The following is a 13,579-nucleotide window of genomic DNA, read 5'->3' as shown; positions in this document are numbered from 1 at the left end:
AGTGGCGATGCCGGTCGGCGGCGTGCCGCCGATGCGCTGGACGGCCGTGCTGCGCGAGGCGTTCCGCAAGCTCGCGCCGCGCGTGCAGTTGAAGAATCCCGTGATGTTCGTCGTCTATCTCGGCAGCATCGTCACGACCGTGCTGTGGTTGCAGGCGCTGGCCGGCACGGGCGACGCGCCGGCCGGCTTCATCTTCGCGGTCGCGTGCTGGCTGTGGTTCACCGTGCTGTTCGCGAACGCGGCCGAGGCGCTGGCCGAAGGGCGCGGCAAGGCGCAGGCCGACGCGCTGCGTGCGGCGCGCAAGCGCGTGTATGCAAAGGTGCTCGACGAGCCGAAGCAATTCGGCAGCACCAGCCATCGCGTGCCGAGCGACGAGCTTGCGGCCGGCAGCATCGTGCTCGTCGAGGCCGGCGACACGATTCCGGCCGATGGCGAAGTGATCGACGGCGTCGCGTCGGTCGACGAATCGGCGATCACCGGCGAATCCGCGCCGGTGATCCGCGAGTCGGGCGGCGATTTTTCGTCGGTGACGGGCGGCACGCGCGTGCTGTCCGACTGGATCATCGTGAAGATCACCGCGCAACCGGGCGAGGCATTTCTCGACCGGATGATCGCGATGGTCGAAGGCGCGAAGCGCGGCAAGACGCCGAACGAGGTCGCACTGACGATCCTGCTCGTCGCGCTGACCATCATCTTCCTGCTCGTGTGCGTGACGCTGCTGCCGTTCTCGCAGTTCAGCGTGTTGCTGAACGCGTCGGGCACGGCGGTGAGCCTGACCGTGTTGATCGCGCTGCTCGTGTGCCTGATCCCGACGACGATCGGTGCGCTGCTGTCGGCGATCGGCATCGCGGGGATGAGCCGCATGATGCGGGCGAACGTGCTCGCGACGTCGGGCCGCGCGATCGAGGCGGCCGGTGACGTCGACGTGCTGCTGCTCGACAAGACCGGCACGATCACGCTCGGCAACCGCGAGGCCGTGCAATTCCGGCCGGCGCCGGGCGTGGACGAGCGTGCGCTGGCTGAGGCCGCGCAACTGTCGTCGCTCGCCGACGAGACGCCGGAAGGGCGCTCGATCGTCGCGCTCGCGAAGCAGCGTTTCTCGCTGGACGTGGCCGCGACCGCCGGCAGCATCACCGTGCCGTTCAGCGCACGCACGCGCATGAGCGGCCTCGACATCGGCGAGCGTCAGGTGCGCAAGGGCGCGGCGTCGGCGGTCCGCGCGCACGTCGATGAGTTGGGCGGCGTGTTTCCTCAAGCGGTCGAGACGGCCGTCAACGACATCGCGCGACGCGGCGGCACGCCGCTCGTCGTGGCGGACGGTGCCCGCGTGCTGGGCGCGATCGAGCTGAAGGACATCGTCAAGCACGGGATCGCCGCGCGTTTCGCCGAGCTGCGCAAGGTCGGCGTGAAGACCGTGATGATCACCGGCGACAACCGGCTCACCGCGGCCGCGATCGCGGCGGAAGCCGGCGTCGACGACTACCTCGCCGAAGCGACGCCCGAAGACAAGCTGCGGCTGATCCGCGAGCACCAGGCGAAGGGCCATCTCGTCGCGATGACCGGCGACGGCACCAACGACGCGCCCGCGCTCGCGCAGGCCGACGTGGCCGTCGCGATGCACAGCGGCACGCAGGCGGCGAAGGAGGCGGCCAACATGGTCGACCTCGACAGCAACCCGACCAAGCTGATGCAGGTGGTCGAGGTCGGCAAGCAGATGATCATGACGCGCGGCGCGCTGACGACGTTCAGCGTTGCCAACGATCTCGCGAAATACTTCGCGATCATCCCGGCCGCGTTCGTCGCGACGTATCCGGCGCTCGGCGCGCTGAACGTGATGGGGCTGCACAGCCCGACGTCGGCGATCCTGTCGGCGGTGATCTTCAATGCGCTGATCATCGTGGCGTTGATCCCGCTCGCGCTGAAGGGCGTGAAGTATCGCGCGGAGCCGGCCGAGAAGCTGCTGGGGCGCAACCTGCTGATCTACGGCGTGGGGGGCATCATCGCGCCGTTCATCGGCATCAAGCTGATCGACATGCTGTTGACGCCGTTTATCTGACCGAACGCGCCGTCGCGGCCCCGCTCACGCCTTCATGGCGTGCGCGGGGCCGTTCGGCGTTTCAATTGCCGGAAGCGATCATGGATGTGAATGTGAACGTGAGCGAAGCGAATCGACGGGCAACGGGGCCGCGGGACACCGCTGCCCGCCGCAGTGGGGGAAGCGTGCGCCGCGACCGCTGGCGCGGCGTGCTGCGCGTAGGCGCGACGCTGGCCGACCGCATCGCGGGCGCCGGGCCCGACACGCAGCCGACGCTGGCCGTGCGCGAAGCGCGACCGCGCACGCACGTGTGGATGTCGCAGTACGCGGTGCCGTTGCTGCTCGCCACGCTCGTGTGCGCGCTGGCGACACTCGCGGCCAGCGCGCTGCTGCGCGTGTTCGACCTGTCGAACGTCGTGATGCTGTTCCTGATGACCGTCGTGCTGATCGCGCTGCGGCTCGGCCGGCTCGCCGGTGCGTGGGCCGCGTTCGTGTGCGTCGGCTGCTTCGACTTCTTCTTCGTCGAGCCGAGGCTGTCGTTCGCGGTGTCCGATACGCAGTACGTGTTCACGTTCGCACTGATGCTGGCCGTCGCGCTCGCGATCGGCCAGCTCGCGGCGCGCCTGCGCGCGGAGGCGCGGGCCGCGCGCGCGAACGAGAAGCGCTCGGCGGCGCTGGCACGGGTCGCGCATGACCTGTCGGCGGCGATCGAGACCGAGCAGATCGCATCGATCTGCACCGGCACGATCGCGCCGCTGCTCGGCGTGCGCGTCGCGCTCGTGCTGCCGGATGCAAATGACCATCTGATGCCGGCGCAGCACGCCCGGTTCGTCGAAGCACCGATCGCCCGCTGGGTCTACGAGCATGCGCGTGGCGCCGGGTGCGGGCTGCCGCCGTTCGAGCGCGCGGCCGCGCAGTACCTGCCGCTGAAGGCGCCGATGCGCGTGCGCGGCGTGCTCGTGCTGTTCGGCGACGCGCAGCCGGTGCCCACCGATCCCGACGATCGCCGCCTGATCGACGCATTGTGCTCGTCGATCGCGATGGCGCTCGAACGCGTGCACTACGTTGGTGTCGCGCAGCACACGCTGGTTCGCATCGAAGGCGAGCGGCTGCGCAACGCGCTGCTCGCCGCGGTGTCGCACGACCTGAAGACGCCGCTGACCGCGATCCGCGGGCTCGCCGAGACACTCGAGCGGCCCGAGCGGCTCGCCGACGGGCAGCCGGCCGCGCTCGCGCACGGCATCCGCAACCAGGCCGAGGCGCTGCACGGGCTCGTCGTGAACCTGCTCGATCTCGCGCGCATGCAGAGCGAGGGCGTGCGGCTGAATCGCGAATGGCACATGCTTGACGAGATCGTCGGCAGCGCGCTCGCGCATTCGGCCGGCGTGCTGGCCGGCCGCGACGTGAGCACCGACTTGCCGGCCGATCTGCCGCTGATCGACGTCGACGCGCTGCTGATCGAGCGCGTGCTGATGAACCTGCTCGACAACGCGGCGAAATACGCGGGCGCGGATGCGGCCGTGGCTGTACGCGCGCGCGTGTTCGGCGAAACGCTGTACGTATTCGTCGAGGACGACGGCCCGGGCTTCATCGCGCGCAACACCGAGCCGCTGTTCGAGCCGTTCGAGCGCGAGCGCAAGGAATCGTCGATCAGCGGCGTGGGGCTCGGGCTCGCGCTGTGCCGCAGCATCGTCAACGCGCACGGCGGCTCGATCCGCGCGGTGCCGCTCGATCCGCACGGCGCGCGGTTCGAGGTTCGCCTGCCCCTGGGCGCGCCGCCCGATATCGAACACGAGAGCCGGACATGATCAGATCGCGCGTACTTATCGTCGAGGACGAAGCGGACATCCGCCGTTTCGTGCGGATGGCGCTGGAACAGGAAGGGCTCGACACCTGCGAGGCGTCGACGGCCCGCGAGGCGCGGATGTATGCGTCGAGCAGCAAGCCCGATCTCGTGATCGTCGACCTCGGGCTGCCGGACGACGACGGCAAGACCTTCATCCGCGAACTGCGCAAGTGGTCGACGGTGCCGGTGATCGTGCTGTCGGCGCGGCAGCAGGAAGTGGAGAAGGTCGCGGCGCTCGATGCGGGCGCGGACGACTACCTGCCGAAGCCGTTCGGCGTGCCCGAACTGCTCGCACGGGCGCGTGCGCAGTTGCGGCGCGCGGCGTTCGTGTCGGCCGACGGGCAATCGTCGTCGATCGTGCGGTTCGGCGACGTGACCGTCGATCTCGGCAAGCACGAAGTGGCGCGCGGCGGCGCGCCCGTTCACCTGACGCGCCTCGAATTCCGGCTGCTTGCCGCGCTGATCCGCGCACGCGGCGGCGTGATCGCCGCGCGGCAATTGCTGGCGGAGGTCTGGGGCATCCACGACGCCGACCGCGCGCACTACGTGCGCGTGTACATGACGAACCTGCGGCAGAAACTCGAGCCGGTGCCGGCGCGCCCGCGGCACCTGCTGACGGAGCTGCAGTTCGGCTACCGGCTGGTCGGTCTGGAAACGGTCGCCACGGCGGACGGGCCGCGCGACGCGGCGCCGGCAGGTCTAGACAACTGAAATCCCGCTCCCGGCCGTGCGCCGGCGCGCGGAGAAAGCTGTTGTTTAGCTCGGTGTAATTCGCAATTAATTGAAATATAAGGAAATTTGCGACCCGCGATCCTATTGAACCGACAATTAGAGATAAACACGGATTGCTGGCGCACCTTCTGAAAAGGCAAAGTTGTATGTACAACTTGGGATGTTGCCGAAAGGGGCGGCCTCCGGGTTGGAAGGGTTCACGGCGGCGCCGCCCGACGGAACCCGGCCCAGTTCGCCTCTGACAGGAACGCCATGAAGAAACTCGCGCTCAGTATTGCCCTTGCCTGCATCGCGGTCGGTGCCCACGCCAAGGATTGGTCGACGATCCGGTTCGGCGTCGACGCCAGCTATCCGCCGTTCGAATCGAAGGACGCGAGCGGCAAGGTCGTCGGCTTCGACGTCGATCTCGGCAACGAGATCTGCGCCCGCCTGAAGGCGAAATGCGTGTGGATCGAGAACGACTTCGACGGGATGATCCCCGCGCTGAAGGCGAAGAAGTTCGACGGCGTGCTGTCGTCGATGTCGATGACGCCGGCGCGTGCCGAGCAGATCGCGTTCTCCGACAAGCTGTTCAACACGCCGACGCGCCTCGTCGCGAAGAAGGGCACGAACCTGCAGCCGACGGCCGAATCGCTGAAGGGCAAGTCGGTGGGCGTCGAGCAGGGCACCATCCAGGAAACCTACGCGAAGGCCTACTGGGCGCCGAAGGGCGTGCAGGTCGTGCCTTACCAGAACCAGGACGGCGTGTACCAGGACCTGATGTCGGGCCGCCTCGACGCGGCGCTGCAGGACGCGGTGCAGGCCGACATCGGCTTCCTGAAGACGCCGCGCGGCGCGAACTTCGAATTCGCCGGCAAGGACATCGACGATCCGAAGACGCTCGGCAACGGCGCCGGCATCGGGCTGCGCAAGGACGACGCCGACCTGAAGGCGAAGATCGACCACGCGATCGCCGACATCATCAAGGACGGCACGTACAAGAAGCTCGAGAAGAAGTACTTCGCGTTCGACGTCTACGGCGGTTGATGCTCCCCGCGGCGCGCACCGGTTGCGATGCGCGCCGCGTCCGTCGCGGGTGCAACCCGCTTCGCGCGATGCGTCCGACTTGATGAGCAGGCTGCATCAGGTAGTGCGCAGATATCGTTTGATGCGCGGGTAATGGCTATTGACAATCCAGCCACATCGTTCTGGATCCCTCCTATGATCTTCCAAGGATTTGGCCCGCTGTTGTGGGCCGGCACGGTGGAAACCGTGAAGCTCGCGGTGCTGTCGCTCGCGGCGTCGCTCGTGCTGGGCCTCGTCGGCGCGAGCGCCAAACTGTCGACGAACCGCATGCTCAAGTCGATCGGCACCTTCTACACGACGCTGATCCGCGCGGTGCCGGACCTCGTGCTGATGCTGCTGCTGTTCTACGGGATCCAGATCCTGCTGAACAACGTCACCGACATGCTCGGCTGGGACCAGATCGACATCGACCCGTTCGTGGCCGGCGTCATCACGCTCGGCTTCATCTACGGTGCGTACTTCACCGAGACGTTCCGCGGCGCGTTTCTCGCGGTGCCGCGCGGCCAGCTCGAAGCGGGCTTCGCGTACGGGATGAGCGGCTGGCGCGTGTTCCGCCGCATCCTGTTCCCGCAGATGATGCGCTTCGCGCTGCCCGGCATCGGCAACAACTGGCAGGTGCTCGTGAAGGCCACCGCGCTCGTGTCGATCATCGGCCTCGCCGACGTGGTGAAAGCCTCGCAGGACGCCGGCAAGAGCACGCTCGATTTCTTCTTCTTCACGCTGGCTGCAGGCGCGATCTACCTCGCGATCACGACGGTATCCAACGTCGTGCTGCATCACCTCGAGAAGCGTTATTCCGTCGGCGTCCGGAGGCTCGCACTGTGATCGAACTCGTCAGCCAGTACTGGCAAAGCTATCTCTATACCGACGGCTACCGCTTCAGCGGCCTCGTGATCACGCTGTGGCTGCTGGTGGTATCGATCGCGTTCGGCTTCGCGCTCGCTGTGCCGCTCGCGATCGCGCGCGCGTCGTCGAACCGCTGGATCTCCGGTCCGGTGTGGCTCTATACGTACGTGTTCCGCGGCACGCCGCTCTACGTGCAGCTGCTGATGTGCTACACGGGCATCTACAGCCTGCAGGTCGTGCACAACCACGTGCTGCTCGACACGTTCTTCCGCAACGCGATGAACTGCACGCTGCTCGCGTTCGTGCTGAACGAATGCGCGTATGCCACCGAAATTTTCGCGGGTGCGATCAAGGCGACCTCGGCCGGCGAGATCGAAGCCGGCATGGCCTACGGAATGTCGCGCTTCAAGCTCTACACGCGGATCATCCTGCCTTCCGCGCTGCGCCGCTCGCTGCCGAGCTACAGCAACGAAGTGATCCTGATGCTGCACGCGACGACGCTCGCGTTCACCGCGACCGTGCCCGACATCCTGAAGGTCACGCGCGACGTCAATTCGGCAACCTACATGTCGTTCCAGGCCTACGGCATCGCGGCCGTGCTGTACGCCGCCGTCGTGTTCACGCTCATCTGGGCGTTCCGCAAGCTCGAGACGCGCTGGCTCGCGTACCTCTCGCCGCGCGGCCATTAACGCATTCGCAAGATTCGCAAGGAAGGACCCAGCATGTACAAGCTTACCGTTGACAACCTGCACAAGAAGTTCGGCGACAACGAGGTGTTGAAGGGCGTGTCGATGAAGGCGAAGGCCGGCGACGTGATCAGCATCATCGGCTCGAGCGGCTCCGGCAAGAGCACGTTCCTGCGCTGCATCAACTTCCTCGAGCAGCCGTGCTCCGGGCAGATCACGATCGGCAGCGAGCCGATCCAGACCACGCGCGACCGCAACGGCTCGCTGCGCGTGGCCGACCAGAAGCAGCTGCAGCGGATGCGCACGAAGCTGTCGATGGTGTTCCAGCACTTCAACCTGTGGGCCCACATGACGGTGCTCGAGAACATCATCGAAGCGCCGATGGCCGTGCTCGGCGTCGGCAAGGACGAGGCGATCGCGCGGGCGCGCAAGTACCTGGAGAAGGTCGGCCTCGCGCCGCGCGTCGAGGGCATGTATCCGTCGCACCTGTCGGGCGGCCAGCAGCAGCGTGTGGCGATTGCACGCGCGCTCGCGATGGAGCCGGAAGTGATGCTGTTCGACGAGCCGACGTCGGCGCTCGACCCGGAGCTGGTGGGCGAAGTGCTGAAGGTGATGCAGAAGCTCGCCGAGGAAGGCCGCACGATGGTCGTCGTCACGCACGAAATGGGTTTTGCACGCAACGTGTCGAATCACGTGATCTTCCTGCATCAGGGGAAGATCGAGGAGGAGGGGAATCCGCAGGAGATTCTCGTGAATCCGAAGAGCGAACGGCTCGGGCAGTTTCTGTCGGGGCGGTTGAAGTAAGCGGGCAGGCGGCGTCGCGCATCATCGGCGACGTCGCATACTGGAACGCTAAATGCTTGTCACGCGGGATCCTTTCAATGAAGGAGCACCGCGATGAGCACACCGATCACCACCGCCTTTTCCCATGTGAAGCCGCAGGACACCGCGTATCGCGGCGAAGGCCTGCGCGACTTCTTCCTGTATCGCGATCTCGGTATCGCGGCCGCGACGAACGGCAAGGTCGTCGCGCAACTCGTCCGGGCGAATCATGCACCGGAGGCGGGCACCGGCTGGCACCGTCACGAGGCCGAGTTCCATATCGTGATCATGCTGAAGGGCTGGGCGCGCTTCATGTACGGCGACCAGGAAACGCTGGTGGCGGCCGGCGACTGCGTGCACCAGGCGCCGGGGATCGTCCACTATCTGTTCGACTACTCGCCTGACATGGAGTACCTGGAGATCGTCGGGCCTGCCGATTTCACGTCGATCGACGTCGAAGGGCCGTGCGCGGTGCCGCCGCCGACGCCTTGGGGAGAGGCGGGGGCGTAGCTGCGTGGTGTTGCCGCGTGCATCGTCGGTACGCCTGTTTGTGACAAACCGCCCTCGTGGCGGTTTTTTCTTGCGCGTTCCACGGAGGTTTCCGTGCGATCCGCTTTCGGTGCTTCACATTCTTTCGAATTCCGAATGGTCGCGAAGCTGAAGATCCGGTAAGAAAAGAAAGACATTCGTCAGCTTCGATGCGTTGACGGCGCCGCGATGTCAAAGATCGTCAATTGCGCGTGGACGCGGTGCACGGCGAGTCGACGACCGGCGTTAAGGAGGTACCAGCCGGATCACCGGTTGGGTTACCCGGGAGAGTTTCATGAAGCGCATCGCGAAGATCCTGACGGCCACTGCAGTGGCATGTGCCGTCCTTGCTCCGGCACTGGCCGAAGCGCATTCGCACCGTGTGTGTCATGTCGATCATCACCACCATCGCGTGTGCCGTTGGGTGCGGTAACCGCGACTTTCCCGGGAATACCCGGAACGCAGGCTTCATTCAGGCAAATCAGGAGAGGACTATGAAAAAGACGATGTTGATCGCCGCGCTGGTCGCCGGCATGGGGTTGTCGATCGGTGCATTCGCGCAGGTTCCGGCCAGCGCGCCGGCCGGCACGACCGGTCTGTGCAAGGATGGCTCGTTCTACTCGGGCGCATCGAAGAAGGGCGCGTGCGCCGGCCACAAGGGTGTGAAGACCTGGTACGGCGCATCGTCGGCGGCAGCCGCCAGCGCACCGGCCGCAGCGCCGGCTACGGCCGCCTCCGCAGCGCCTGCATCGGGCACCGCGCCGGCGAAGAGCGCGGCAGCAACGACCGCGGCGGCAGCGCCGGGCGGCGGCGCGGGCAAGGTATGGGCCAATGACAGCACGAAGGTCTATCACTGCTCGACCGACAAGTACTACGGCAAGACGAAGCACGGCAGCTACATGTCGGAAGCCGACGCGAAGGCGAAGGGCTACCACGCATCGCACGGCAAGGCCTGTTCGTAACGCAGGCTGACGCGCGAGCCGCTCCCTCGCGCGTCGTCCGAACACTGCGGCAACGCGCGCCCCGCCATCAACGGCGGGGCGTTTCATTTTCAGCGCCGTCCGGCTTCAGTGGGCGAGCTGCGATTGCGTGTCGGTCGCTGCATCGTGCGCGGTTGCGCGGGCGTCGAGCAGCGCGCGCAGCGTCACGTAGTGCGTGCCGTCCGGGTTACCGTCTGCATCGGCAGTGCGATCGTATGGCTCGTTGTCGTGGATCGTCGCGCGCACGATCGGATAGATCTGCGTTTCCCAGCGGCTGCCGTTGAACACGCCGTAGTGACCTGCGCCCGTCTGCACGTGATGGGTCTTCAGGTACGGCGGCAACCCCGAGCACAGCTCCTGCGCGGCCACCGTCTGGCCGACCGCGCAGATGTCGTCCTTCTCGCCCTCGATCGTCAACAGCGCGGTGCGATGAATCGCCGCCGGTTCGACGAGCCGGTCGCCGACCGTCAGCTCGCCGCGCGCGAGCGCGTATTGCTGGAACACCTTCTCGACCGTTTCCAGATAGAACTCTGCAGTGAGATCGGCGGTGGCGAAGTATTCGTCGTAGAAGTGCCGCAGCGTGTCGGCCTTCGCCGGATCGCCCTTCGCGCGCTCGTAATACAGGTCGGCGAACGACGCCGCATGGCGATCGGGATTCATCGACATGAACGCGCCCACCTGCACGAAGCCCGGATACACGCAGCGCTGCGCCCCGACGAAACCCGCCGGCACGACGCTGATCAGGTTGCGCGCGAACCATTCGATCGGCTGGCTCGTCGCGAGCGCGTTGACCTTCGTCGGATTCACGCGGCAATCGATCGGGCCTGCCATCAGCGTCAGGCTCGCGGGCTGCGCCGGATCGCCGCCGGCCGCCATCAACGAAACTGCCGCGAGCGCGGCGACGGTCGGCTGGCAGATCGCGAGCACGTGCGCATCCGGGCCGATCTGGTGGATGAAGTCGATCACGTGCGCGACGTATTCGTCGAAGCCGAACCGTCCGGCCGTCAGCGGGATGTCGCGCGGGTTGTGCCAATCGGTGATGTACACGTCGTGGTCGGCGAGCATCGTCTGCACCGTGCCGCGCAGCAGCGTCGCGAAATGCCCGGACATCGGTGCGACGATCAGCACGCGCGGCTGGCGCGCCACCGGCCGCGCCTTGCGGAAATGCAGCAGCGTGCCGAACGGTGTGGCCGCGGCGGCTTCCTCGGCGATCGGCACCGTTTCGCCGTCGACGACGATCGACGCGATGCCGAACGGCGGACGCCGATGCGAGAACGCGCAGCATTCGAGCAGTTCGCACAGCGCGTCGAGCATGCGGCCGGTCGGCGTCGCGGCGGCGGGCGGCCACAGCGACATCGTCGCGCGGGTAGCGGCGGCCCATGCGCGCGCCGGGCGCGTGCATTCTGCAGACCATTGATAGAACGGATAGGCAAGCAGATTCATGGCTGTCGCTCGTTGTGCCGCGTTGCAGGGAACGAGGCAAGCGATGTGCCAGCCGCGGCTGGCACGCGCGTTGCACGCGGTTCGGGAACGCGGCGACGCAGGCGGCACGCGACACACGGCAGCCGCACGCGATGCGTTGCCCGGCCGGCCTGTCGTGCGGCACGTGACGCGACAGCGTGCGGCGCTGCGCCAGTTCGGCGAATGCGCGGCACCGGCATGGTGCGGGTGACGCCGCGCGGCGTCCGCTTTCGGTGCAGGGGCACGAACGGTCTTGAACAGGGGAGCGACATGGAAGTCACCGGAGGACAGACGACGCTGACCATCAGCAGCCGCAATTACTCGTCGTGGTCGATGCGCGGCTGGCTGCTCGCGAAGCTGAGCGGGCTCACGTTCGAGACGGTCAGCGTGCCGATCGACGCCGCGTCGCGCGCGGAGTTGCTGCTGCTGTCGCCGTCGATTCTCGTGCCGTGCCTCACCCACGACGGCAACACGGTGTGGGACACGCTCGCGATCGCCGAATACCTGAACGAAATCCGGCCGCAGGCGCGGCTGCTGCCTGAAGACCGCAGAGCCCGCGCGCATTGCCGGTCGATCTGCGGCGAGATGCATTCCGGTTTCAGCGCGTTGCGCTCCGCGTTGCCGATGAACCTGCGCGCGCATTTCCCCGGCTTCCGCATCTGGTCGCGTGCGCAGCACGACATCGAGCGGATCGTGACGATCTGGCGCGAGTGCCTGGCCGCGTATGGCGGCCCCTGGCTGTTCGGCGCGGAGATCGGCATCGCCGATGCGATGTATGCGCCGGTCGTCACGCGCTTCCTGACCTACGACGTGAAGCTCGAGCCCGATATCGCCGAGTACTGCATGCAGGTGCTCGCGCATCCGTTCGTCGCGGCGTGGATCGATGCGGCGAAGGCCGAGCACGAAGACATCGACGAACTCGACATGGAGTTCTGACGCGCCGGATCACGTGCGGCACACGCGTCGTCATGCATGACGCGCTCAAATATCGGATGAATGGCGTCTGACCAAAGCGCGCTTAAATCGGACGAATCGCCGCCACGGCGTGAGGCCCCGTGCGGCGGGCCTCGTGCGTTATCGGGGTAAACATCGCGGGCGCGGTGCCGATAACGCAGGTCCAGTGACCGCAAGAGAAACACGTGAAACCGTTCGTCATGCTTGTCTTTGCCGCTGCGCTCGTCACGTCAGCCGGCTGCGCCCAACTTCAACCCGCACACCAGGACGCGAATACGCACCCCGATGCGCCGTCCGCATCGACGTCGCTCGTCGATTTCGTCATACCAGCCGATGCGCTTGGTGCGCGCGATCCGCAGTTGACCGCGTTGCTTATGAAAGTCGGTGCGCTGGCATCGAAGCAGTCGCAACCGATGACGATTCGCGTGGCCGCGCTGCCGCAGGATTTCGGCTACCTGAACCAGTCGATCAAGCGCGGCATTGCGACGCCGCGTGCTGCGGCGGTGCGCGTCGAGAACGTCGCGGCCGGCAGTTGCCGGCCGTACAGCGTCCAGGTCGGACCGAGCCAATAACAGGAGATCCCGCGATGCTACGACTGTCGATCTGTGCCGCCATGTTCGTGTGCGGCACCGCGTGTGCGGTGCCGCCCGGCGATGGCGCGCCGTTTGCCCCTGCTGCGTCCAACCAGGTGTTTCCACCGCTGCCGCCATTCGCGTCGCTGCCGCCGGGAGCGGGCGGCGACGACGAAGTGCAGGCACCCGCACCGACGAGCGGCCGTCACGCGAAGAAGCTGCGCCACGCACCGCCCGTGAAGAAGGCGCCGGAATGGCAGGTGCATCTCGTCGTGACCGACGAGTCGCGCGCGGCGCTCGCCGCCGAGGACAAGAAGCTCGACGACGCGCTGGCGAAAAGCACGCACGAGCGGCGCACGACGGGGGCCGGCGCGGCAGCGCTGGCGATGACGCCATGAGCGCGCGGATTCGAAACGGCGGATACGTGACGGCTCGAACCGGAGTCGCGTCGATGCAACGACGTTGCACGCCATGGCTGTGGTTCGCGATGCTGGTGTTGAGCGCGCTCATCGTCACGCCGGTGCGGGCCGCCGACGACGCGCCCGGCAACGAATGCTTCGAGCGCGCGGCCGGCTATCAGGGCGTCAACCCGCATATCCTGCGCGCGATCGCCTGGTATGAATCGAAAGGCAATCCGGCTGCCGTGCATCGCAACGCGGACGGCAGCATCGACGTCGGCCAGACCCAGATCAACTCGGTGCACTTCGGAGAGCTGCGCCGCTACGGCGTGCCGCCACGCGCGCTGAAGGATGCGTGCGTGAACATCTACGTCGCGGCGTGGATGCTGAAACGCAAGATGGTCCGCTACGGGAACACCTGGCAGGCGATCGGCGCCTATCACTCGGAAACGCCGCGCTATCGGGACGAATACGCGCGAAACATCCATGCGGTGGTCGTGTCGTGGGGCTTGCACGAATGAGCTGCCTCTTTTTGAGTGTTGAAGGCCGCAAGTAAGGATCGCGGCGGGCCCAGCCGGTTCGACGAACGTGCCGCAGCCTGTCGTTTTCCCGAATGCATCAAGCCGATTCTGCAGCGCAAACGATTTACATCAA

General features: G+C 66.6%; 15 protein-coding genes. 14 read left to right on the top strand and 1 reads right to left on the bottom strand.

The window, feature by feature from the left end; all coding sequences use genetic code 11:
• Positions 1-7 precede the first annotated feature (7 nt).
• The 10 genes from kdpB (at position 8) to CFB47_RS28710 (ending at position 9,522) form a co-directional block, all read left to right on the top strand.
• A complete protein-coding gene (gene kdpB / locus CFB47_RS28750) occupies positions 8-2,056 on the top strand; it encodes a potassium-transporting ATPase subunit KdpB (protein WP_089463576.1) in 2,049 nt (682 codons plus the stop codon).
• Positions 2,057-2,136: 80 nt separating this feature from the next.
• On the top strand, positions 2,137-3,843 hold the full coding sequence (locus CFB47_RS28745; RefSeq protein WP_089463019.1) for a DUF4118 domain-containing protein: 1,707 nt from the start codon (positions 2,137-2,139) through the stop codon (positions 3,841-3,843).
• Positions 3,840-4,592, top strand: coding sequence for a response regulator (locus CFB47_RS28740; protein ID WP_089463018.1), 753 nt, complete (start codon positions 3,840-3,842; stop codon positions 4,590-4,592). Before CFB47_RS28745 ends, CFB47_RS28740 begins: the two co-directional genes overlap by 4 nt.
• A 273-nt stretch (positions 4,593-4,865) precedes the next feature.
• Complete coding sequence (locus tag CFB47_RS28735; protein ID WP_039344924.1) at positions 4,866-5,639, top strand: ABC transporter substrate-binding protein; 774 nt, start codon at positions 4,866-4,868, stop codon at positions 5,637-5,639.
• Between the two features lie 174 nt (positions 5,640-5,813).
• Positions 5,814-6,503, top strand: a complete 690-nt coding sequence (locus tag CFB47_RS28730; protein ID WP_089463017.1) for an ABC transporter permease — start codon at positions 5,814-5,816, stop codon at positions 6,501-6,503.
• Positions 6,500-7,213, top strand: a complete 714-nt coding sequence (locus CFB47_RS28725; RefSeq protein ID WP_089463016.1) for an ABC transporter permease — start codon at positions 6,500-6,502, stop codon at positions 7,211-7,213. The genes CFB47_RS28730 and CFB47_RS28725 overlap by 4 nt, the downstream gene beginning before the upstream one ends.
• 33 nt (positions 7,214-7,246) lie before the next feature.
• The gene (locus tag CFB47_RS28720; protein ID WP_039344915.1) at positions 7,247-8,014 is read left to right on the top strand and encodes an ABC transporter ATP-binding protein; all 768 of its coding nucleotides are present in this window, start codon (positions 7,247-7,249) and stop codon (positions 8,012-8,014) included.
• Between the two features lie 93 nt (positions 8,015-8,107).
• On the top strand, positions 8,108-8,542 hold the full coding sequence (locus tag CFB47_RS28715) for a cupin domain-containing protein (RefSeq protein WP_089443093.1): 435 nt from the start codon (positions 8,108-8,110) through the stop codon (positions 8,540-8,542).
• Between the two features lie 313 nt (positions 8,543-8,855).
• Positions 8,856-8,993, top strand: a complete 138-nt coding sequence (locus tag CFB47_RS41820; protein WP_167316040.1) for an HHHH-motif protein — start codon at positions 8,856-8,858, stop codon at positions 8,991-8,993.
• Positions 8,994-9,054: 61 nt separating this feature from the next.
• Complete coding sequence (locus CFB47_RS28710) at positions 9,055-9,522, top strand: DUF3761 domain-containing protein (RefSeq protein WP_089443092.1); 468 nt, start codon at positions 9,055-9,057, stop codon at positions 9,520-9,522.
• Between the two features lie 105 nt (positions 9,523-9,627).
• Here the strand turns inward: CFB47_RS28710 and CFB47_RS28705 are convergent, their stop codons facing one another.
• Positions 9,628-10,983, bottom strand: coding sequence for a polyhydroxyalkanoate depolymerase (locus CFB47_RS28705; protein WP_089463015.1), 1,356 nt, complete (start codon positions 10,981-10,983; stop codon positions 9,628-9,630).
• A gap of 288 nt (positions 10,984-11,271) precedes the next feature.
• Here CFB47_RS28705 and CFB47_RS28695 point away from each other — a divergent pair, with 288 nt between their 5' ends.
• From CFB47_RS28695 to CFB47_RS28680, 4 genes are all read left to right on the top strand, one after another.
• A complete protein-coding gene (locus tag CFB47_RS28695) occupies positions 11,272-11,937 on the top strand; it encodes a glutathione S-transferase family protein (RefSeq protein ID WP_089463013.1) in 666 nt (221 codons plus the stop codon).
• Between the two features lie 218 nt (positions 11,938-12,155).
• Positions 12,156-12,527, top strand: coding sequence for a hypothetical protein (locus tag CFB47_RS28690; RefSeq protein ID WP_089463012.1), 372 nt, complete (start codon positions 12,156-12,158; stop codon positions 12,525-12,527).
• Positions 12,528-12,541: 14 nt separating this feature from the next.
• Positions 12,542-12,925, top strand: a complete 384-nt coding sequence (locus tag CFB47_RS28685; protein ID WP_089463011.1) for a hypothetical protein — start codon at positions 12,542-12,544, stop codon at positions 12,923-12,925.
• A gap of 89 nt (positions 12,926-13,014) precedes the next feature.
• A complete protein-coding gene (locus CFB47_RS28680; protein ID WP_039344980.1) occupies positions 13,015-13,446 on the top strand; it encodes a lytic transglycosylase domain-containing protein in 432 nt (143 codons plus the stop codon).
• Positions 13,447-13,579 lie beyond the last annotated feature (133 nt).

Source organism: Burkholderia sp. AU27893 (genome assembly GCF_002223205.1).
Classification (GTDB): Bacteria; Pseudomonadota; Gammaproteobacteria; order Burkholderiales; family Burkholderiaceae; genus Burkholderia.
Note: the sequence above shows the minus strand (reverse complement) of the source record. Positions and strands in the feature narration are given on the sequence as shown.